The sequence below is a fragment of the Halomonas sp. 3D7M genome (genome assembly GCF_014897885.1).
Lineage (GTDB): Bacteria > Pseudomonadota > Gammaproteobacteria > Pseudomonadales > Halomonadaceae > Vreelandella.
This window is the reverse complement of the sequence record NZ_JABUZF010000269.1, coordinates 58,788-79,983: the sequence shown is the minus strand read 5'-3', so window position 1 is coordinate 79,983 and position 21,196 is coordinate 58,788. Positions and strand designations below refer to the sequence as shown.

Annotated in this window: 16 protein-coding genes and 1 pseudogene; 1 reads left to right on the top strand and 16 read right to left on the bottom strand. The window is 53.6% G+C overall.

Annotated features, from left to right (window positions below; translation table 11 throughout):
• Positions 1–59 precede the first annotated feature (59 nt).
• The 3 genes from INT22_RS18865 to INT22_RS18855 are packed head-to-tail and all read right to left on the bottom strand — an operon-like array spanning position 60 to position 6,262.
• Positions 60–3,260 carry a tyrosine-type recombinase/integrase gene (locus INT22_RS18865; protein WP_193061694.1) on the bottom strand — a complete coding sequence of 1,067 codons (3,201 nt, stop codon included), beginning with the start codon at positions 3,258–3,260 and terminating at the stop codon, positions 60–62.
• Positions 3,253–5,733: a hypothetical protein gene (locus INT22_RS18860; RefSeq protein ID WP_193061695.1), complete on the bottom strand. Its 2,481-nt coding sequence runs from the start codon at positions 5,731–5,733 to the stop codon at positions 3,253–3,255. The genes INT22_RS18865 and INT22_RS18860 overlap by 8 nt, the downstream gene beginning before the upstream one ends.
• A gap of 1 nt (position 5,734) precedes the next feature.
• Positions 5,735–6,262 carry a hypothetical protein gene (locus INT22_RS18855; RefSeq protein WP_193061696.1) on the bottom strand — a complete coding sequence of 176 codons (528 nt, stop codon included), beginning with the start codon at positions 6,260–6,262 and terminating at the stop codon, positions 5,735–5,737.
• Between the two features lie 180 nt (positions 6,263–6,442).
• Here INT22_RS18855 and INT22_RS18850 point away from each other — a divergent pair, with 180 nt between their 5' ends.
• Positions 6,443–8,776, top strand: a complete 2,334-nt coding sequence (locus tag INT22_RS18850; RefSeq protein WP_193061738.1) for a TOTE conflict system archaeo-eukaryotic primase domain-containing protein — start codon at positions 6,443–6,445, stop codon at positions 8,774–8,776.
• A 96-nt stretch (positions 8,777–8,872) separates the two neighbouring features.
• On the opposite strand, the gene INT22_RS18845 is transcribed toward INT22_RS18850, so the two are convergent.
• From INT22_RS18845 to INT22_RS18790, 13 genes and pseudogenes are all read right to left on the bottom strand, one after another.
• Positions 8,873–9,166 (bottom strand): helix-turn-helix domain-containing protein, encoded by a 294-nt coding sequence (locus tag INT22_RS18845; protein WP_039860777.1) that lies wholly within the window; start codon positions 9,164–9,166, stop codon positions 8,873–8,875.
• 26 nt (positions 9,167–9,192) lie between these two features.
• Complete coding sequence (locus INT22_RS18840) at positions 9,193–9,516, bottom strand: type II toxin-antitoxin system RelE/ParE family toxin (RefSeq protein ID WP_035565904.1); 324 nt, start codon at positions 9,514–9,516, stop codon at positions 9,193–9,195.
• A gap of 578 nt (positions 9,517–10,094) precedes the next feature.
• Entirely contained in the window at positions 10,095–10,223 is a 129-nt protein-coding gene (locus INT22_RS22200) for a hypothetical protein (RefSeq protein WP_446718965.1), read from the bottom strand.
• A complete protein-coding gene (locus INT22_RS18835; protein ID WP_446718964.1) occupies positions 10,217–10,657 on the bottom strand; it encodes a Gfo/Idh/MocA family oxidoreductase in 441 nt (146 codons plus the stop codon). The genes INT22_RS22200 and INT22_RS18835 overlap by 7 nt, the downstream gene beginning before the upstream one ends.
• 11 nt (positions 10,658–10,668) lie before the next feature.
• Positions 10,669–11,481, bottom strand: coding sequence for a 2-keto-4-pentenoate hydratase (locus INT22_RS18830; protein WP_226912910.1), 813 nt, complete (start codon positions 11,479–11,481; stop codon positions 10,669–10,671).
• A 14-nt stretch (positions 11,482–11,495) separates the two neighbouring features.
• Positions 11,496–12,962: a 2-hydroxymuconic semialdehyde dehydrogenase gene (locus INT22_RS18825; RefSeq protein ID WP_193061698.1), complete on the bottom strand. Its 1,467-nt coding sequence runs from the start codon at positions 12,960–12,962 to the stop codon at positions 11,496–11,498.
• 219 nt (positions 12,963–13,181) lie between these two features.
• On the bottom strand, positions 13,182–14,114 hold the full coding sequence (locus tag INT22_RS18820) for a LysR family transcriptional regulator (protein WP_193061699.1): 933 nt from the start codon (positions 14,112–14,114) through the stop codon (positions 13,182–13,184).
• Positions 14,115–14,392: 278 nt separating this feature from the next.
• Complete coding sequence (locus INT22_RS18815) at positions 14,393–14,575, bottom strand: hypothetical protein (protein ID WP_193068751.1); 183 nt, start codon at positions 14,573–14,575, stop codon at positions 14,393–14,395.
• A complete protein-coding gene (locus INT22_RS18810) occupies positions 14,569–15,951 on the bottom strand; it encodes an L-serine ammonia-lyase (protein WP_193061700.1) in 1,383 nt (460 codons plus the stop codon). Before INT22_RS18810 ends, INT22_RS18815 begins: the two co-directional genes overlap by 7 nt.
• A gap of 272 nt (positions 15,952–16,223) precedes the next feature.
• A complete protein-coding gene (gene purU, locus INT22_RS18805) occupies positions 16,224–17,090 on the bottom strand; it encodes a formyltetrahydrofolate deformylase (protein WP_089039309.1) in 867 nt (288 codons plus the stop codon).
• A 62-nt stretch (positions 17,091–17,152) separates the two neighbouring features.
• Positions 17,153–17,788 carry a sarcosine oxidase subunit gamma gene (locus tag INT22_RS18800; protein ID WP_193061701.1) on the bottom strand — a complete coding sequence of 212 codons (636 nt, stop codon included), beginning with the start codon at positions 17,786–17,788 and terminating at the stop codon, positions 17,153–17,155.
• Positions 17,781–20,854, bottom strand: a pseudogene (locus tag INT22_RS22195) (sarcosine oxidase subunit alpha family protein). The gene INT22_RS18800 and the pseudogene INT22_RS22195 overlap by 8 nt, the downstream one beginning before the upstream one ends.
• A complete protein-coding gene (locus tag INT22_RS18790) occupies positions 20,851–21,192 on the bottom strand; it encodes a sarcosine oxidase subunit delta (protein WP_038480866.1) in 342 nt (113 codons plus the stop codon). The pseudogene INT22_RS22195 and the gene INT22_RS18790 overlap by 4 nt, the downstream one beginning before the upstream one ends.
• Positions 21,193–21,196 lie beyond the last annotated feature (4 nt).

Sequence of the window (21,196 nt, the reverse complement as noted above, 5' to 3'; positions counted from 1 at the left end):
GGCAAGGTCTTGGCATAGCGGACAAACGGCGACTCCAGCAGGAGAAGTGTCGCCTATTCCTACCTCACTTTAGAGCTCCCATGTTGGGCGACCGTAGCCATTACGATACACGCCATCACCAGCATATAGCGCACGGGGTAGCCACTTCGAGAGCGCTTATTCTCATTGACTACATAGAAAGTAACGTTGCCCGTGCCCAGCGGTTTTGAAAAACGGTTGCCTGGACGCTTAGCTTGCCATTCCACCTTATGTTGATGTGAGGGAAGCCGCTTCTTCCATTCACTCAGCTGCTGCTTCTCAGACAGGGACGATCGCGCACTGGGTGTCAGCTCAACGACTGCTCTGATGCGAGCATCCAGACCCAGCACCCAACTCACAAAGGCCAAGCCATCATCGGCATCGCGAATCCATACATGACCGTCGGTGGCACGGTGGTAGCGGTAGAACAAACGAAGATGCCTACGCAATTCATCCGGATGATGGCTAAACCACCACGACCAGATGGCTTGGTACATCGCATTCGCCACTGGGCGTTCCGCCAGCGAGCGCGGCATTGCCAGGCGTGGGTGGGCAAAATCATTCGGTGCTGACTGCTTACCTTTCGTCATCCGGTAGTGACGAAACGCGCTCATCCCCTGCCGCGTGCGCGCTGTTAGAACCCGCCGCGCGCAAGACGTTAGCCGCTCTGCCTCGCCTTTACACAAATTAAAGATATGCTCAACGTCGTCAAAATCGCGTTGATACAAAGCATCCAGCGCAGCGGCGACCTGCTCCAGCGATAGCTGACTCAGACCTTGGCGCTCAAGCAGTATCTTGGCTGGCAATTCAGGATAGGGGGCTAGCGCCTGCTGAGCTACGTCTATCACAGAACATTTGGGAAAGGCCTTTTTAAGCCAACGTGGCGGTTTTCCCCCGAAACGCTCTTTCCATTTACGCAGGGTCGCCGGCTTGATTTGGAGCACGTTGGCCAAGGGTTCCAACTGAGCAATTGCGTGGCTCGGAATACAGCTCTCCATCGAGGAGGACTGCTTGTGGCAGTAATGGTCAAGGAGCAGGCAGGTAAAGTGCAAGTAGCTTCGTAATGTCACATCGGGGGACGCATGCCCCATCAGTTGCGCGATAAAGTACAGCCCTGATCGCGTGGGCCCCTCAGCGACCTTGTCCCAAAGAAAAGCATGATGGGAAGGCCCTGACCAGGGTATCTCCACCCCATGAAAAGAGAGCAACAGATAGTTAGCCAGTGAATGACGCAGGTGATGAAAGCGCAGACTGTAATCCCCGGTGATACGTCGCATGGCTTCGTGGATCTCTGCCTGCACCTCATCATCGCGTAGTGGAGCCACCGAACCACTTCCCTCACCGAACAGCATGACTCGACCGTGAAGGGACACCTCTTGTCGATTGGCGATGAAGGCCTTGAATGCTTCCAGCTCGCTGTCCGTCAGCAGATAATGAAGCGGAAGCTGCCGCCGTGAATCATGGCTCTTAACCCCCACATACTCATTGTTACGAACCAGAAGGGTAACGTCGGTATTCTGCACCTCTTGATGAAGCAAGACATCATCTAACTGAATGGAAAGTGCTTCTCCTATCCTGAGACCAGCGCGAAATCCAAGCACAAATACCCAATAGCGAATTTGCCCCATGATGTTTGACGAGCGGGAGGCCAGAAAGCTAGCTATCAGACGATACTCATCCTCTGACAGACAATTGGCATCGGCGTGATGCGCGATAGTTGCCCCACCGTCAGCAAACACCATAGAGACGTTGGCCAGGCCTTGATCAATCACAAGAAAAGAATGGAATGAGCGCAACACCGTCCAACGGTAGTGGCGGTTTTTCTCGGTCTTGGCCTGTTCGACCACGAACTGATAGGCCTCAATGAGCGCATCCATCCGGTCCTGATCAACCGGCGTCTCCCCCAAAGCCTGCAGAAGCGGCATGCTTACACCGAGATACTTGTACAGCGTCGACTGCTTTCGCTTCTGCTTCTGATGCAAGAACAGCAGCCAGCGACACAGGCATTCAACGGTGGGAGCCATACGCTGAGAAGCAACAATGGCACTTTCCAGCTCGCGAGAAAGGTCTCGAAACCTGAGGCGTTTCTGGTTACGACGCTTATAGAGCGTATCGTGTAACGATTTCAGCAGCGCACGCCCTTCATATAACGGTTGGTCCCGCTCACAACGCTCGGTCACCATTGGCGTTAGCCCGGATCCTTCTCCTGGAAGCACATCCTCCTGCTCGGCTTTTGGCTTGGCATGCTTTACGTACCCACCGGTGAGCAGCTGATGCCAACGCTCTTCAGCAATTGACGTGCTTGGGTGTTTGCCGTGTGCGCTGTTCACGATATAAGCCGGTACATGTAAGCGAAAGGCGGTCGAGGCATGCTCGCTAAACGTCGGAAGTGACACCGGCTCAGTCTTTAAAGCGCCACAGAAATGCAGCCAAGCCGTCTGGGTATAAGTCCTCGCCTGCTGATAACCGCCACACTTCTCGCCAGGGTGGCCAAAATGCTGAATGTGGCGCATCAACACCGCTAAGGCCGACACTCCCAACAGCCAACGGCTACGTGGCAACACCCGTTTCGATTTTGGCATGCCTTCCGGTACTGTCTCATGCAGCACCAACCAGGCAGAAGCCCCGTGCACTGCCAATGTAGTGGTGGCCAATGGTAGTGAGTTCAGGTGCTTGCTGCCCAGCAGGCCGTCATTGGCAATCACACAATAAAGAAACAGCCCCCAACTGATCATTTCAGGCTCAAGCCGACGGTGTCCCTTTTTTCCATTGCCGTGCCAAAGAAGCGCCTGAAAGTCTGGCTGCTGAATCTCATGATCGGCATCCTGGCACCAGTCACGGTAATCGCTTAAATTTTTGAAGGACAAGGGCGTAAAAGGACTCGCCGCTGGCCTGACCAGGTGCAGCGGCGCTGGAACGCGCACGTCCCACCCCAACTCACGCTGCCCACGCGACAGCCCCAGTGATAAGAAGTTAACCTTGTTGCGAATTTCGACGACTGAACGGTTGTCACCGGTTTGTAGGGCTTCTTCCCACTGCTGGGCGATATCCGTCGGCACGCTGACATCCGATTCACCGCGGACAAGGCCAGGGTGCGTTTCCTGTAGCAGTTCCAGCACTGCCATTTGGTGACGACGCCTATTTAGCAGATGCTGCCGATGGCGTGCCTCGGCACCACCTGCCCCTTCCGGAACTTGTATTAGCTTCCAGCCGCTCCAAACTTCCTCGACATGATCAGTCATCCGCTAGCCCCTGCTGCACTGTCCATCCCGCTTCCCGGCGCATTTTACTGAGGACAGGCGCTAGCTCCCGAAACATTTCCACGGGGGTCAAGGTAGAGAAAGCGCCAAACGGCTCCTGCCCTTGTTGAGCGTGCCCCATAAAGGCATTAACCAGTTCGCCACGAACCCCTTCAGCACGCAAAGCACTGCGAAGATAGTGCCGACTTGCGTTGACTGGCAGCGTAAAGAGCGGTACGTGGCGCCGCAGATTCTCTGGAGAAAGCTGAACCATCTGCCAGCTGTCACTGATAAAAAACATCAGCGGCACGTCTGGCTGAGGCTCACTCAACACTGCTTCGAGGTGCTCGTAAAGAGACGCACGTTGATAAAACCGGGCCTGTAGCACTTCCAAGTGGCTCGCATACTGGCGTATTTGATCACGCAACTCCGGCAACAGCCAAACCACCCGTGCCTGACTCATCGCTTCGTCGTCCTTGTCGGAAATGGCCAGAAAACCGGACGCAAAGTCGATTTCCCGCCAGCGAAAAACCAAGTCATTGACAGCACGGTAGCCCGTCGCGAACAGTATCCAGAAAGCGATATAAGCCACGTAGTGATTATGCGTTTGTCGCCAACTCTCCTCCCCAGGCTGAAGACGCCTAGCTGCCCGCAGTTCGCCTTTCAAGTGTTTGACCAGGCGTGTCAGCAATATCGGTTTGAGGTTCAGCTTACTGCCATGGTCACCCTTGTTTTGAACGACTTGTTTGAAGGCGTAGTAATGCTTCTCTTCCACGCTAAGGTACTGATAGATGCTGTTACGCAGCGAAACAGCAGCAGCATGATAGAGTGTCTCAAGATAGCCAGCCGGCACGCTGTAATAATGTGCGGCCACATCAGCGACGGTGAAACGGTGCCCGGTCAACAGGTAAGCATCAACCCAATCGCTGGAGTGGCCGACGATCTCATCGAATAGCGCTTGACTGATCCGACGGGGTGTCAGCCGCATACGGTGGGTGCGGTTGATCTTTGAAACCGCCACCCGCATTGCCTCCTCAATGCCGCCATGACGCCATTCGGGAAACAATTCGCGATATTTTGTCCGACTTTTCCGCACCAAGCTGAGACGCGAGATAAACTTCCCCATCCGCACGGGACTGGCGACCACTACCACCTCATCCACCAATGCAGGCGTGCTCCCACCGGCTGTAAAGAGCAGTTTCTTTGCGTCGTCCTGGAGCCACTCCGGCGACGGAATGGGGAGCACAAAGGCGTGCTCTTCAATCAAAAAAGCGAGTACGTCCTTGCGGTGTTTCGGTAGCTCATGTCGATGGTTATAGACCCGCATCCCCAGAATCTGCTCGACGGGACGTCCAAGCCAGATCATCAACAGCAGCAGTAGACCGGCATAGACATCTTCGTCATCACGCTTTTCAAAGCGGCCTCGGCCCGTAAATAGCTCGAAAGCTGCTTTCGCTGCCAGCGATAGCTCGACCCGACTTAAGCTGGCGTAGCGAAAAGGAAGCCTCTGGTTGGACTGGCTGATATGTTGGATACGGCTGCTCTGGCGCCGGATCAAGTCCCTTAGATCAAACCCTAATGTCGGTGATGCTTTACTTTCCGTGAAGGAAACAGCACGCAGTGTCTGGGATTCTTTGGGGTGCAAACCGGCGGCACGCTGACGGCCCTGCGCCTGCTCGTCACCGGCCGATTCCAACAGTTGCATCGACTTTTCTGGCCCCTCATTTTCCTCGTCATCCGAATCCGACACATCAACGCGCCGCTCGATCGTTCGGGCCGGGTGGCCACCCCCACCTCCACCGTCTCTCGTCTTTCCCTTATGGTCGAGTACTTTTCGAACGAGCAGCTCGATACCCGACAGCGGCTCGAGGATCTCGTCGCTCTTTAGCAAATATTGTTGACGGTAGCTTTTGAGCGTGGCGTCCATCTCAATCTCTACCAACAGCCCGAGAGACTTCTTGCCATTGCCAATCGTCCGGATATCACGACAAGCAGCGGTGATTTCGGAACCAATATGCGCTTGGTGCCGCTTTCGCTGAACGGCTGAGCACGCCATAACTACACCGGTATGCTGCCAATACGCATCATTGCCATAGCACTCAGCATCGGGGGTAAGAATCAGCATCGCCCATTCAGGGTGGTCATTGATAATGCCGCGCTGCTTCCCCGACTGATCTAACCACGTCTCTGGGCAGCTTTCGCGATCAAATCCCTTCAGCACGGCGATAATCTGGGTAATGACAGGAAGGTAATGAAAGAGGCCTTTCTCCTCCTTTTTCTCGGTCGCATCATCAAGATCCTCCCGAATTTTTTGGCTTCTTTGAACTGCTTGTAAAGCACGGTTCAAGTTTTCCATAACTAGGAGAAGGTGGGTTAGATCATCCGGCGCTTTCAGCAGCGCAAGCAGCTTTTCTATTCTGGAAAGCTCCACGCTACTCAAAGTTGCCAATTTCTCCAAATCTGCTTGCATCACCATGTCACTGGGACTCCATGATCCGCTGGAGTTCTGATTTTCGCTTCCTTGAATGCGTGATGCGGCGCTCTTCTAGTCCCATTAATGCCTTTAGATTGCGTGTGGACAGACTCTTAGGCACCTTGATGCCGTGCGTCTTACGCAGCGTAATGGAGAGCTCTTTTAACTGTCGATAGACGCGCTCTTTCGCATCCACAGCCTCAGGACAGTGCATCAGGCTATGGCTAATAAGCTCAAACAACGCTCCTCTGACCAGATCAGATTCGTGAGCATCTGTGATGCCTACCGAGATGGAAGCCTCTGGATCCAGCAAGGCACTAACGGCATGAAACGCGCGAAATCCACTGACCACTTCGTAATGCCTCGATACCTTTTGCACAGAAACGGGATGGTAGGCAAGTAAGGTATCGGCTAATTCAGCATCCAGCCATGACGACACGGGCAATTGATTGGCAATGTTAATGTTGACTCGCTCGATCTCAGCGAGCGCTCCGGAAGGGGGTTTGATCTTCGATATTACCAACTTTGTCACACCATGCCTCAGTGTTGTCAGTCCAATGCATTACTATTATATCAAAATAGATCGCCGTAAATTTTTATGGTGACGAGTGTGGTCTGTCAGCCGAGTGCTGACGATAAGCTAGACTACAAATAAGCGTCTCTAACCTGTTAAACCGTAGACCCCTATAGCTTTACTGGGCACGAGGTAGGTATCCGTACAGATCAAGAACTCGTCACTATTGAGCTGAGACTATCAGAGCTTGAACAAGAAAAGGCTGCTCTCCTTTCTCGAAAGCAAGAGCTGTATCGCTCTGCAAACCGACATGATTTACCGCTACTCACCCCTGGCCAGAAAGTTGAAGTATACCGAAAACTCTTTCGAGGCAGGCAGGATGTTTATGCGGTTCGCTGGCAGAGTTCCGGCGGTCGTTCCGGCTATGCTGTCGCTTGTGCGAACGAGTGGATGCCGGTCATCTGTCAGAAACCAAGGATCAAGTGCGGAGAATGTCGACACAAAAATTTCAAGCCCCTCGATTTTGATGCAGTTTATGACCACCTGTCTGGCAAACATGTGACCGGCCTTTACCCTTTACTGCCGGATAGCTCTTGTTACTTGCTGGCGGCGGATTTTGATAAGGGGGACTGGAAAGCGAATGTTCGTGCACTAGCCCAGGCCTGTCGTGGTGAAGGCGTACCCTATCTTATGGAGGTTTCTCGGTCCGGTGCGGGTGCCCATCTATGGGTTTTCTTTTCAGAAGCTGTTCAAGCTTCGTCAGCGAGGAGGTTGGGATTCAAATTGTTGGATAAGGCCATGGAGCTTCATCCAGGCTTATCCTTCGACTCCTATGACCGGCTATTTCCCAACCAAGACACCATGCCTGATGGTGGGTTTGGCAATCTGATTGCCCTGCCGCTTCAACACGAGGCGCGAAGTCGCGGATGCACCGTCTTCGTCGACGACAACTTTGCGCCATACCCGGATCAATGGGCACTGCTCAGTCAGCAACAGACACTTGCATCAGCTCAACTTGAAGAGCTGATCGGCAATGAGGCTAATTCCGGTGTGACTGTAGATACTGTGTTGCCGTGGGAGTCAACGTTACCGGTTGATACAGGGAAGCTTTCTGGATGTCCTGAAAGCATCACGCTCATCCTGACCAGTCACATTTATATAAAGTTATCAGGCATTCCAGGAACATTGGCGACACGAATAAAGCGAATGGCCAGCTTTGCTAATCCTGTATTTTTCAAAACACAGTCGCTTCGTTTCTCGACGCATGGCATCCCTCGCTACATATCATGCGCCCATATTGAGCAAGGTTATCTTTCTATTCCCAGAGGCTGCTTGGATGAGCTTCAAGATCTGCTGCTGAAACAGGGAATCACGGTGGACATTGATGACCGTAGAATATCAGGCCAGTTTTTACCTGGAGTCAGCCTAAAAGCAACGCTGCGTAGCGACCAGGACAAGGCGGTGCAGGCACTTATCCAACACGATACCGGAATACTTCATGCACCGACCGCTTTCGGTAAAACCGTAACGGCTATTGGCGTGATAACCAGGCGGCAAGTCAACACACTGATCCTCACGCACAGTCGTCAGCTACTTGATCAATGGAAGGAGCGACTCGACACCTTCCTTGAGGGTGCGCTCATCGGTGTAATTGGCGGCGGTAAAAAGAAACCTACTGGGCAGGTCGACGTTGCCACTTACCAAAGCTTGATCAATAAGAAAGACAATACAGTCTCGAAGCAGGTCAAGGAGTACGGGCAAGTCATCATCGATGAATGCCATCATATCTCAGCGCCACGTTACGAGATGTTGCTTAATGAGGTCAGCGCTCGATACGTCATTGGTTTGACAGCAACGCCTGATCGTCAGGATGGCCACCAAAAAATCATGTTGATGGTTGCAGGGCCCATTCGTCACAAAGCCCAGGCGCACCACAGTAACCGATTTATCCAACACGTCATTGTTCGAGAGCATCACGAAACGCCACCCACCCACATCTGCCAGCCTAGTGTGCGGCCCCATATCGCATCGGTTTACCATTGGCTTGCCCAGAGCAGCGCCCGAAATGAGGCCATTGTTCAGGATGTTGCAAGCTGTGCGCACAACCAAGCAAATTGCCTTGTGCTGACGGAACGACGAGAACATGCCGAGACCTTGGCGACACTGCTGGATGCTGAATCCATATCGTCAGTTATCTTACGTGGTGGGATGCGCGTCAAAGAGCGCCAGTTGGCAGAAAAAGAGTTGCATAGGGTTCAAGTCATCGTTGCAACTGGGAAATACATTGGAGAAGGCTTTGACTTGCCTCGACTGGACACCCTGTTTTTAGCTCTGCCCATCGCATGGAAAGGAACGCTGTCACAGTATGCAGGCAGACTCCATCGAGACACCGAAGGCAAACTAGAAGTCACTGTCTATGATTACTTGGATACTGGCCTGCCTATGCTTGAGCGAATGTTCCGAAAGCGTGAGAAAGGCTATAAGGCTATGGGGTATAAGTTTATCGCTTCCGGGCAAACCAGATTGCTTTAGCCTTTGAGAGGCAGTCAGTCGTTAAAAGCTCATCAAGTGAACTGAGGCCAAGAATTTCTTCACTTGTCTAGCTGAACCCAGTTTATCTGGTCACTCTCAGGCGGCTACTTCCTTCTCGTCTTCAATCTCCAGTTCGAGATGGAAGTTAGCTGGCCCCGTCAGGTTGACCAAAGCATCGAGACTGAACTTATTAATCTGGCCGTTCAGCAAGTCGTTGAGGCGGGGTTGGGTGATTCCCAGCCGATGTGCAGCCTCTTTCTGAGTAATATCCCACTCCCTTACACGGCCAGCAATCCTCGCCATGAGCTCGGAGCGCAGCCGCATGTTCAGCGCCTCTTCAGGAGTGTCCTCGATGGCGTCCCACACACTGTCGTAATACTCGATGGCCATTTTCTAACCTCGCTTGGTGGTTGGGCTCAGGGCAGCTCCTTGTATCGCTGCTTGCCCAAGTCGATGTCTTTTTTGGCGGTCTGCTGGGTTTTCTTCTGGAAGCAGTGGAGCACAAATACCGCGTCGCCCCGGTTGGCCACGTAGAAGACCCGAAAGGCGCCGTTGTGTTCCCGAATGCGGATTTCCATGACACCAGGGCCAACGCTTGGCATTGGGCGGAAATCGTCCGGCTGGCCTCCAGCCTGAATCTTGTCTATCTGAAACCCCGCTTCTCGCTTGGCGTCCAGAGAGAAGTCGCGCAGCCGATCCTTCGAGTCTCCAACGAATGCAACAGGTTTCTTGCGCGCCACGCTGGCTCCTTAACTGCCATAAATTTATATCAGTTCAGATATAATAAACTCATCAATCGAATGCTTCAAGCTGCTTCCACTGTAGCCGTATCACCAATAAGATGCCGTTGACTATTCGCACTTGGGTTGGCGGTCTCAATGACCAAATGCAATATCTGACCCTCCGGTATGGTTTTGCCACGACTCATTGCTATTGCGACCTCTCTACTGAAGACCGAGCCGCCATCATGCAGATGCGGGTTCACTACTAAATCCGAACCATCGCCCGACAATTGGAACATCCGCCCAGCGCCATCTCACGGGAACTGGCATACCAAACAATCCGTTCTGACAAAACCTATGATGCCAGTCTCGCCGGTTTCAGAGTCCGGCTAACCCGCTGCCGACCTCAGCAGCAGCCTAACGGTCATTTATGCTGTAAATTTTACATTTTATTTTGTGACACTCTTTAGCGTGCTAGATTGACCTTAAATTACCTAGACAGCATTTCAAAAACCGACGGAAACCCTTATATAGCAGGCTATTTAGACAAATTAACAACAAATAAAGCAGCGCTAAGAAAATCAAATCAATCCAGCTCATAACCCGAAGGTCATCGGTTCAAATCCGGTCTTGGCGCGGGTACCCGGGCCAGCAGACTTACTGGAAATAGAGGCGACTATCTCGCCATAGTGCACCCTAGCAACCTGGGCAACTGCTGCTACCATGGGGATGGTGGCTTGGGCGCCATGGGGATGGTGGCTTGGCCGCCACACGTAACCATATTGATATTCGGGGCGTCCAGATGCTCATCCATATTGATCGACGGAATCACATAGGGACCAATGGCTGCCGGAGTCAGGTCGATGACGTTGATGCCGCGATCTTGTAGCATCTCGTTGTGACGCTTATGGGCGCCAGCAGAAGTGGCGTCAAAGACGATTTTGATGTCGTCAACATTCTCCATAGCCAGCAGACCATCAATTCCCTCGGCAGTCGTAGGGACGCCGAAGCGCTGGGCGCGCGCCAAACCGTCCGAGGCCGGATCAATTCCCACCATGGCTCCCATTTCAAGATACTGGCCGTGCCGCAGAATTTTAATCATCAGATCGGTGCCGATATTGCCGGAGCCAATGATGGCCACTTTGACTTTTTTGCTCATGATCTTTTCTCTCATTGTGGCTTGGCGAAAGCAGCGGTCACACCACCCAGGCCTTGTATTTCGGCGTGAAAGATATCGCCTGCAGCTGCGGGCACCATGGGGCCGAGAGCACCGGTAAGCAGGATGTCACCAGCGCGCAACGGCTCCCCAAAGCGGGCCATGGTATCGGCCAGCCATACGGCGGCATTCAAGGGATTGTCGAGACAGGCAGCACCCGCACCCACTGACACTGGCTCACCGCGCAAGGTCATCTTCATACCGCAACGCACTAAGTCGAGGGCTTCCAGCGTCACTGGACGGCTGCCGAGTACAAAACAGCCCGATGAGGCGTTGTCGGCGATGGTGTCCTCAAGGCGGATATCCCAGTTAGCAATGCGACTCCCCACCACTTCAATGGCAGGTAAAACGAAGGCGGTAGCCCGAATCAGATCCGCTAAGGTATGGCGCTCGTGATCCAAGTCATGCGCCAGCACCAGAGCGATCTCCGCTTCCACTTTGGGCTGAAGCACGGCATCCACTGCGATAGGCTGACCGTCCCCCACCGCCATATCGGCGAAAAGCACTCCGAAATCAGGCTGATTCACCCCTAACTGCTGCTGAACGGAGCGGGAAGTAAGCCCTACCTTGAAGCCCACTTGGCGACGCCCCTGCTTCCGGGCTAGGCGAGTGTTGTGCTGCTGGACGGTATAGGCTAAGGCCACCGGGTCAGCGGCGTTCTCCTCCACCTGGGCACGGGCAATCAGCTCACGCACCGGCTTACAGGGTTGTCCCGTCGCCTGGGCTTGGCTGAGGCACTCTGCGGCCTCGATCAGGGCAGTATGCATAGCAATCTCCTCGCTCACGGGTTAACGCAGATGGTGGTCAGTTCGGAATAAAAATCGAGGGAATGGCGGCCACCCTCGCGGCCAAGGCCAGAAAGCCGCGCTCCTCCGAAGGGCGTGCGCAAGTCGCGCAGGAACCAGGTATTGATCCACACCATGCCCACATGGAACTGACGGGAAACTCGGTGGGCACGGCCCAGATCCTGGGTCCAGAGGGCTGTTGCCAGGCCATAAACGGTATTGTTAACCCGCTCGATCACCTCATCCTCACGGTCGAAGGGGGCGATATGGCAGACAGGGCCAAAGACCTCCTCCTGGACACAACGAGCATCGTCTGACAGGCCGGTCCAGATAGTTGGTCGTACATAAGCCCCCTGATCGCGAGCATCGCCAAACGTTGGCACTTCGCCGCCAGTCACCACTGTGGCGCCCTCTTCCCGAGCTAATTCAAAGTAGCTGAGTACCTTCTCGCGATGCTGGCGAGAGATCATTGAACCCATATCAACACCGGGCTCGTCCGGATAGCCGATTTTGAGCCCTTCGGCTTTCTCCTTGAGAGCGGCCACGAAACGCTCAAAAATAGGACGCTCTACATAGACTCGCTCGGAGCAGAGGCACACCTGACCGGCATTGGTGAAACTGGAGCGGGCCACGCCAGCCACCGCCGCCTCAAAGTCGCAGTCAGCGAAGACCACGGCGGCATTCTTGCCGCCCAATTCGAAGGAAACGTCACGAACACCCTCGGCGGCCACCTTCATGATTTCACTGCCGGTGCGAGATTCACCGGTAAAGGTGATAGCGTCTACGTCGGGATGTTTGGTCAAAAACTCACCGGCAGAGCCTGGACCGAAGCCGTGGACCAGGTTGAATACGCCTTCAGGCAGCCCCGCGTCATGAATCACTTCGGCCAACAGAGTAGCTGTGGAGGGAGACTCTTCAGAGGGCTTAACCACTACCGAGTTACCGCAAGCCAGTGCGGGTGCCACCTTCCAGGTGAGCAACAGCATTGGTAGGTTCCAGGGGGAGATAATCGCAACCACACCGTGGGGTTTACGCACCGAGTAGCTGAAAACATCGCTGCCGTCGGGAGCACGCATCTCGAAGTAGTCGCCGCCAGACTGGCGGATAAGCTCAGCAAAGGTACGGAAGTTGTGCACACCACGCGCGATATCCAGACGACGGGCCTGCTCTACCGGACGACCGGTGTCGGCCACTTCAGCGGCCACAAATTCATCAAAACGGCTCTCGATACCCGCGGCGATGCGCATCAGCACATCGGCTCGTTCACTGGCACTGGTGCGGCCCCAAGGGCCGGTTTGGGCGGCTTTGGCGGCACTAACGGCGCGCCCCACTAAGGCTTCGTCGGCTTCACAGACCTGACTCAGCAAACGGCCATCAATGGGTGAGATATTGGGGAAAGTCTGTTCGGTGGCAAGAAATTCACCGCCGACATAATTGAGAAGCTGGGGAGCTGTGGTCGACACGGTTGTCTCCGAAACGTTGTTTTAATTCATTTCGGAAAGAGTGTAGGCAGAGCAGATATCATTTCATAATCAATAAAAACCCATTAGATATTTAAAAAAGGAATACCTGGCATTACCAGCGCCCAGCCCCCATCAAACCGCTAATCCAAAAGGGCATCTGGTTATATAAGCGTTGTAAACTCATAGCCATAGAACTCTGAGCGCAGAAATTCACTGAAGTCACGCTTCCTTGAGGCACTCACGAAACAGTTTTGCAGCAGGGCCTAACTCTCGACCAGAAGCGGAAAAGCAACCGATATCGCCAAAAGCCAGCGACTTTCCAAGCTTAAAAACCTTGAGTAGCCCCGCCTCTGCGAAAGGCGAAGCCGCCTCGTAAGGCATCAACGCAACGGTTTCTTGATCTTGCATCAAGGTTAAATTCGTCAGAATGGATAAAGACTCCACCACATTGCTGGGAACAGACAAACCCTCTTCAGCAAAAAGCTTATCGGCAGTACGTCTTAGTAATGACTCTCGAGTAGGCAGAACCCATGGAAAAGAATGTAACTTCTCAAGGGTCAGCGATTGGCTTTCGTGTAGGGGATGTTTCGAGCCAGCGACTATGCATAACTCTTCACTGTAGAGAGTGTCCACCGTAAGGCTATTAGCCTCATCTCGCCAACGCCAATCATCAGGGACACGTCCAACCACTAAGTCAACGTCGCCCACTTCCACTGCCGGAAACAGTTGATCCATCTGGCCGACACGCAAAGATACCATGACGTTGGGTGCTCTTTGCTTAAGCAACTGAATTGCTTTTGGAAGTAAGGAAACTGAAGCCGAAATCAACGTGCCGACGACGACATGACCGCTAGTTCCCTCCTGAAAAGCATTCACTTCGTCTGTCAGACTACGCAGCTCTGCCATCAGCAGCTTTGCACGTTTCAAAACAAGCTCACCTAGCTCAGTGGGAACTACCCCTCGGTTTCCCCTGACGAGAAGCGGGCTGTCAAAATACACTTCTAAATCATGTATCACTTTGCTAACGGCTGGCTGTGTCAGATTGAGCACCTGGGAAGCTCGTAGCATTGAGCCGCTTAAAACGACCTGCTCAAAGACCATTAGCTGATGAAATTTTAACTTACGCGTAATAGAGGAATCTGTGTATTTCATAGCTTTATGGCATACCGAGTGGTTGGTAATCTTGAGACAAGTAAACCTCCAGGGAACATGGTCATGCCGTGCAAAACAACGCTGCCAGCGTTAGAGCCAGTCACATTTCCATGGAGCAACCACTCGAAAAGTGGATAACCGTAAGTACACCCTACTAATGGTATGAGTATCAATAATTTCTCAAGTATTGTTGGAAAAGCTCATGCTGCAACACTCCAACATAGAAAAGCCGCTACTAAAAAGTAGCGGCTTCATACTGCCAGCATGGCACTAACGTTTCAGAAGCTGAATACCGTAATAGCCGGGGCTCGCATCATCTCTGCCATTGGTCCTGACGCCGCAACACCAACGCCATCAAGTAAATCTTCTTGGGAGTCATCGGTGTTAGGCATGCCGACAATGAAGCGCACCCAAACGACTGATAATTTAACTACCCTGCCGAATACATTAGCGATCAGCATTCAATAGCATTGACGGCCAGTCCACCTTTGGATGTTTCCTTATATTTATCAAGCATATCCCTCCCCGTGTCGCGCATAGTGCGAATGACCTTATCCAACGATATAAAGTGAGTACCATCACCGTGCAATGCCATTTGCGCTGCATTAATGGCTTTTACGGTGGCAATAGCGTTGCGCTCGATACACGGCACCTGAACCAGCCCTCCCACCGGGTCGCAGGTTAATCCTAAATTGTGTTCCAGGCCGATTTCGGCCGCATGCTCTACTTGCTCGGGCGTTCCTCCCATCACATCCGCTAAGCCAGCTGCCGCCATGGCGCACGCCGAGCCCACTTCCCCCTGGCAGCCCACCTCTGCCCCTGATATCGACGCGTTCTTCTTACAGAGAATGCCAATGGCACCTGCCGCTAGCAGAAAATCCACGACGTTTTTCTCGCAGGCGTTGGGCTGAAATTTCATATAGTAGTGCAGAACGGCGGGAATAATGCCTGCAGCGCCGTTAGTGGGCGCCGTTACCATGCGCCCTCCTGCGGCATTCTCTTCATTAACCGCGAGGGCAAAAATATTGACCCACTCCATTGCTGAAAATGTCGATGCGATTAGGCAATCATTCTGCTCAGCGGCTAAAAGCCGCTGATGCAATAGCTTAGCTCTGCGCTTCACGTTTAACCCACCCGGCAATATCCCTTCATGGGCTAACCCGTTGTCAATGCATTCACACATGACTTGCCAGATTCGCCATAGCTCATTTCTGACCTCGTCTTCCGTCCGCCATACTTTCTCATTCTCTAGCATTAAGCGGCTAATACTCAGCTGCTCTTTTTTACATAATGCTAGCAGTTCTTCAGCTGTATCGAAGTTGTAGGGAATAGTTGCCCCATCAAAGTCCTCTAACGGCATATCCACCTGGGCTTGTTCAACAACAAAACCGCCCCCTACCGAGTAGTAGATATTTTCATGCAGCAACTCACCTTGATGTGTAAAGGCAGCAAGCCGCATGGCATTAGGATGATGAGGCAAACTCTCTTCATGGAAATAAATATCGCGATTCCAATCAAAAGCAATTTTTTTTTGGCGTCCAAGTTCTAATAACTGACTCTCTTTAAGCGACGCAATAGATGGCCCAATAATCAAAGGATCAATCGTGTCGGGGCGCTCACCCATTAGCCCCATAATAATCGCGTGATCCGTTGCGTGCCCTATACCCGTCGCTGACAGTGAGCCATAAAGATGAACGTCTAGACGGGCCACTTCATCAAGAAGGTCGGCTTCGCGTAGTGATGTAACATACTTAAAAGCGGCCTGCATGGGCCCTACGGTATGGGAACTGGAGGGGCCTACTCCAATCTTAAAAAGGTCGAAAACACTGATAGGCATTGGAGCACCTCTTGACGTATAAACAGGGGAAACTCAGGCGGCGCCTGAAAGTTTTAATAAGTTATTGATGTGATGAAAAATAAAACGAAACTATCTTTTATGGATAAGTTTTTATTTTTATAAACCGAAATTCTTAAGCACGCATTAGCATGCTTATACATAACTAAGGGCTACCTAGCGAACTAAAAAACGCTTGGTGCTGACAGTAGCCCCGTTATAAAAGCGCGCTATAACTGTGTGTATTTATCGTTAATAGCTATAAGCAAAAAACCTTAGTTACCAAACACCACTGTACGCCCAGAATAAAAGAACACACGACGTTCCAAGTGATAGCTAATCGCTCTAGCCAGCGTCAGGCACTCGATATCCCTTCCCTTGGCAACCAGATCCTCTGGGTAGTGGGTGTGATCCACTGGCTCGACCCCTTGAGCAATAATTGGCCCTTCATCAAGGTCATTATTAATATAATGTGCCGTTGCCCCCACTAGCTTGACGCCTTTTTCGTACGCCTGATGATAAGGCTTAGCGCCTTTAAAACCGGGCAGTAGCGAGTGATGAATATTGATAGCGCGCCCGGCTAATAGTTCACACATTGAGGGGGAGAGTACCTGCATATACCTTGCCAGCACCACCAGCTCAGCGTCAGTATCCGCGATGATTTCGCGTATCTGCGCTTCCTGCTGCAATTTCGTCTCGGGCGTGATCGGCAGGTAGTGATAGGGCAAATCGTGCCATGCTGCCAACGGCTCCAGATCAGGATGGTTGGAAATCACCGCTTTGATATCCAGCGGAAGCTGGCCCGTCCGATAACGGTAGAGCAGATCATTCAAGCAGTGATCGGCCTTGGAGACCATAATCACGGCGCCTGTGCGTTTGCCCGGCGCCGTCAGCTCAAACTGCATATCGAATTCGCCTGCCCGCGCTGTAAAATCGGCGTGGAAGCGCTCTTCATGGAAGTCGTCTCGCTCTGGACGAAACTCGGCACGAATGAAAAAGCGTCCGCCAAGCCGGTCATCGAAAGAGTTAAGCTCAGTGATATAGCACTGCTGCTCTTTTAAAAAGCGCGTGACGACGTCCACCGTTCCCAAACGGCTTGGGCATTGGGCGGCAAGTATCCAGGTATCACTCATTCGGCTCATAATGCATGTATCTCTGTTAGCGGCAGAAGATAGCGGCCGAAACAGCGTTTCGGCCTGCCTGCTTATTGTTCTACGTTCACGCCATACTCTGCTGCTGCATCCAGTAGCCAGCGGTAGCAGTAGTCGGCAAAACTGCGCCGCACGACTAACTCCCAACGCTCCTCACTGGGCCGACGAAGGATGGTCGTGGCCTTGGCGAAAACGGTAGTAACACCTTTGCCCACGGGAAAATGGCGGGGATGAACGTCGTAGATCACCGCTTTCATCAACAGCTCGCGGGCCGCCTCTCCGGTAATCTCTAACACCGTCTGCCCACCGCTGACATCGCTGATGGCGTAATGGGAATCCCCCAAACGCTCCCGCAGCTGCGTCTCTAGCGGGAATTCCTCACCGCTAGGCACAATCACCAGCCACTCGTCAGGGGAAAGCCACTGAATGGACCGCTCGCCGCTGGCATCCTGCACTAGCGCCTGGGGCTTGCCAGGCAGACTAATCCCCAGCACATCGCGCACCGCCTCATCGAGAACGATAGCACCGCCTCGTAAGATCAGATGCCCAAGCATTGCCCGCTCGCGTAGCTGAACCCGACTTGAACTACCAGCACGAGGAGCGCCGCTATGACGGTAGCTAAAGGCTAACGGAGACTCTACCGGGATAGCGGTATCAGTACGGGTATCGAAAGTGGCCGCATTAGACATTTTGGCGCTCTCCCTTGGGATCATAAAAAATGGTGCTGACAATTTCGGCTTCGTGAACTTGGCCGTCTGCCATGGGCAGATAGACGGTTTCGCCCATTTTCTTGAGGCCGCCCTTAACCACCGCTAAGGCAAATCCAGAGTCCAGAATTGGGCTGTAGTAGCTTGAGGTCACATGCCCTGCCATCGGCATTGGGATCGCATGCTTGGGATCAAACACAATCTGGGCGCCCTCTTCCAGCACCACCGTAGGGTCCTTCGGTTTGAGCCCCACTAGCTGCTTGCGGTTTTCGCGCTTGGTATCCGTTCGCGTCAGGGCTCGCTTACCAATCCATGAGAAAGGCTTGTCGTAACCTACGCACCACTGCATGCCCAGGTCTTCCGGCGTTACCGAGCCGTCGGTTTCCTGGCCAACGATAATAAAGCCTTTTTCAGCACGCAGGACGTGCATGGTCTCTGTGCCGTAGGGCGTCAAGCCATACTTTTCGCCATGCTTGAACAGGGTCTGCCACACGTGCATGGCGTAGTTGGCTTGAACGTTAATCTCAAAGGTCAACTCACCGGTAAAGGAGATCCGATAAACACGCGCAGGCACCCCGGCCACTTTTCCAGCACGCCACTCCATAAACTTAAAGCTATCGCGGTCGAGATCGATATCCGTCATCTCAGCCAGCAGTTTGCGTGCTTCGGGGCCAGTGATCGTCATGGTGGCCCAGTGGTCAGTCACTGAAGAGAAGTAGACATCCAGTTCTGGCCACTCGGTCTGATGCCATAACTCCAACCATTCCAATATCGCTGCTGCACCACCGGTGGTGGTGGTCATCAAAAAGTGATTTTCAGCAAGACAGCTAGTCACACCGTCATCGGTGACCATGCCATCATCTTTGCACATCAAGCCATAACGGCACTTACCAACTGCCAACTTCTCCCACTTGTTGGTATAGACACGCGCCAGGAATTCACGTGCATCCGGCCCTTGAATGTCGATCTTGCCAAGCGTCGAAGCATCGAGAATACCCACTTTCTCGCGCACCGCTAAACATTCCCGGGCGACCGCTTCGTGCATGGTCTCGGTCTTGCCATTCACCTTCTGTGGGTAGTACCAGGGACGCTTCCACTGACCGACATCCTCAAACTCGGCGCCGCGCTCAACGTGCCACTGATGAAGAGCGGTATAGCGCTCGGGATCGAACAGATCACGGCAGTGGCGACCCACAATGGCGCCAAAGGTCACCGGCGTATAATTTGGCCGAAATACCGTGGTGCCCACCTCGGGGATGGAGCGATTCAGGCAGCGAGCTGCAATGGCCATACCGTTAATATTGCCCAACTTGCCTTGGTCGGTACCGAAACCCATCGCGGTATAGCGCTTAATATGCTCGATAGACTCAAAGCCCTCCCGGGTAGCCAGTTCGATGCCCGCCGCAGTGACGTCGTTCTGCAGGTCAACGAATTGCTTCGGCCCGCGCAGCGTGGGTTTCTCATGGGGAACCTGGAAAAGTGCCACCGCAGGCCCCTGCTGGAGACGTTCAACGCTAGGCAGGTTAACCGGCTGAGCCGCGTGGCCTGTGGCTGGCGAGCCGCGTGGCCTGTGGCTGCCGCTGCTTTAATACCAGCCTCAACCCCCTCAGCAAGTACGTCTCCCAACGCATAGGTGCCATTAGCGCCACCGCAGGCATGAACGCCCTTCACTAGCCCTGGTACAAAGCCGAGGATATCGTCACGCCAAGTAGGCCGCGCGCCGGTATGGGAAGCCAAGTGGATGACCGGACTATAGCCACCTGAGCTAGCAATAGTGTCGCAGGCCAATTCCTGGACTGGGCCGCTGACTCGGTAAGCGCCAATATCGATCTTGGCCACCCGTGCGGCAGTGACTCGATTGCTGCCTTTCGCCTCGATAACGGCACTGCCGGTGATGATCTTGATACCTTGGGCGCGGGCGGCATCGACCCAATCCCCTGCAGGTGCTTCGCGGGCATCAACAACCGCCACCACCTCGCAGCCTGCTTCCTTCCAGTCTAAGGCGGCGCGATAGCCATCATCGTTGCTGGTAGAGAGCACCAGTTGGCGACCTGGCACGACACCATAGCGTCGAATGTAGGTAGAAACAGCGCTTGCCAGTAGGTTGCCTGGAACGTCATTTCCCGCATACACCAATGGCCGCTCGTGAGCGCCTGTGGCTAAGATCACCTGACCAGCGCGAACTCGATGCATGCGGGAGCGTACCGGGCGGCGGCCATTGACGACAGGCGCCGTTTCGCCCAGATGCTCAGTACGCCGCTCGTACAGTGTCACAAAATTGTGATCGTGATAACCGTTAGCCGTGGTGCGTGGCAGCAGTGTGACGTTGTCACATCCGGCTAGCTCTTCAAGCACTCGAGCAACCCACTGGTCTGCCGACTTGCCATCCAGAGTTTCGCGGCTACCCAACAGTGAGCCGCCCATCTCTTCTTGCTCATCGGCAACGATCACCCGCGCACCGCCACGGGCAGCAGCCAATGCTGCAGACAAGCCAGCCGCGCCAGCGCCAACGACCAGCACATCGCAGTGTTGATGAAGGTGGTCATAGCTGTCTGGATCGGCTTCCATAGGGCTACGGCCCAGACCTGCCGCTTTGCGAATGTACTTTTCGTAGGTCAGCCACATCGACGCTGGTGCCATAAACGTCTTGTAGTAGAAGCCCGGCGGCATAAATTGCCCACCTAACTTGCCTATCAAGCCCATCAAGTCGCGCTGTACATTAGGCCAACCGTTGGTGCTACAGGCGGCTAATCCATCAAACAGTGCTTGCTGGGTAGCGCGAACATTGGGCACCTGTGCCGCTTCGGTACTGCCTAATTGAACAATGCCATTGGGTTCTTCAGCGCCTGCGGCGACGATGCCTCTGGGGCGGGAATACTTAAAGCTGCGGTTAACGATATCCACACCGTTAGCCAGCAGCGCCGAAGCCAGGGTATCTCCAGGATGCCCTTGGTAACGCTGACCGTTAAAGGTAAAGCTCAACGTGCGAGAGCGATCGATTCGGCCGCCTGCCTTTAGGCGGAACACTTGTTGCTTAGACTGACTCATGCCCGCACTCCTTCCTGATGGCTTACCGCTGCCGCCTCGCGAGGCTGCTTTTGGCTGTCGGCAGTTATCGTCGGCTGCTCGCCCATTTTGTAGGTCTCGAGAATCTCGTAGCTCACCGTATGACGCGTCACGTTGAAGAACTTGCGGCAACCTACCGCATGCACCCACATTTCGTGATGCACCCCTCTGGGGTTGTTGCGGAAGAAAAGGTAGTTCCCCCACTCTTCATCGCTACACGCCTCGGGCTCTTTGGGTCGCTCAATATGCGCCTGGCCCTTGGGGTGAAACTCCTCTTCCTCACGGTGCTCGCCGCAGTAGGGGCAATAGATATAAAACATGACG

Excerpts from the sequence above, each read along its gene's own strand:
- INT22_RS18865 (WP_193061694.1), bottom strand. The coding sequence starts at position 3,260 with ATGACTGATCATGTCGAGGAAGTTTGGAGCGGCTGGAAGCTAATACAA.
- INT22_RS18860 (WP_193061695.1), bottom strand. The coding sequence starts at position 5,733 with ATGGTGATGCAAGCAGATTTGGAGAAATTGGCAACTTTGAGTAGCGTG.
- INT22_RS18845 (WP_039860777.1), bottom strand. The coding sequence starts at position 9,166 with ATGGCCATCGAGTATTACGACAGTGTGTGGGACGCCATCGAGGACACT.
- INT22_RS22200 (WP_446718965.1), bottom strand. The coding sequence starts at position 10,223 with ATGGTAGCAGCAGTTGCCCAGGTTGCTAGGGTGCACTATGGCGAGATA.
- INT22_RS18835 (WP_446718964.1), bottom strand. The coding sequence starts at position 10,657 with ATGAGCAAAAAAGTCAAAGTGGCCATCATTGGCTCCGGCAATATCGGC.
- INT22_RS18830 (WP_226912910.1), bottom strand. The coding sequence starts at position 11,481 with ATGCATACTGCCCTGATCGAGGCCGCAGAGTGCCTCAGCCAAGCCCAG.
- INT22_RS18820 (WP_193061699.1), bottom strand. The coding sequence starts at position 14,114 with ATGAAATACACAGATTCCTCTATTACGCGTAAGTTAAAATTTCATCAG.
- INT22_RS18815 (WP_193068751.1), bottom strand. The coding sequence starts at position 14,575 with ATGCTGATCGCTAATGTATTCGGCAGGGTAGTTAAATTATCAGTCGTT.
- INT22_RS18810 (WP_193061700.1), bottom strand. The coding sequence starts at position 15,951 with ATGCCTATCAGTGTTTTCGACCTTTTTAAGATTGGAGTAGGCCCCTCC.
- purU (WP_089039309.1), bottom strand. The coding sequence starts at position 17,090 with ATGAGCCGAATGAGTGATACCTGGATACTTGCCGCCCAATGCCCAAGC.
- INT22_RS18800 (WP_193061701.1), bottom strand. The coding sequence starts at position 17,788 with ATGTCTAATGCGGCCACTTTCGATACCCGTACTGATACCGCTATCCCG.
- INT22_RS18790 (WP_038480866.1), bottom strand. The coding sequence starts at position 21,192 with ATGTTTTATATCTATTGCCCCTACTGCGGCGAGCACCGTGAGGAAGAG.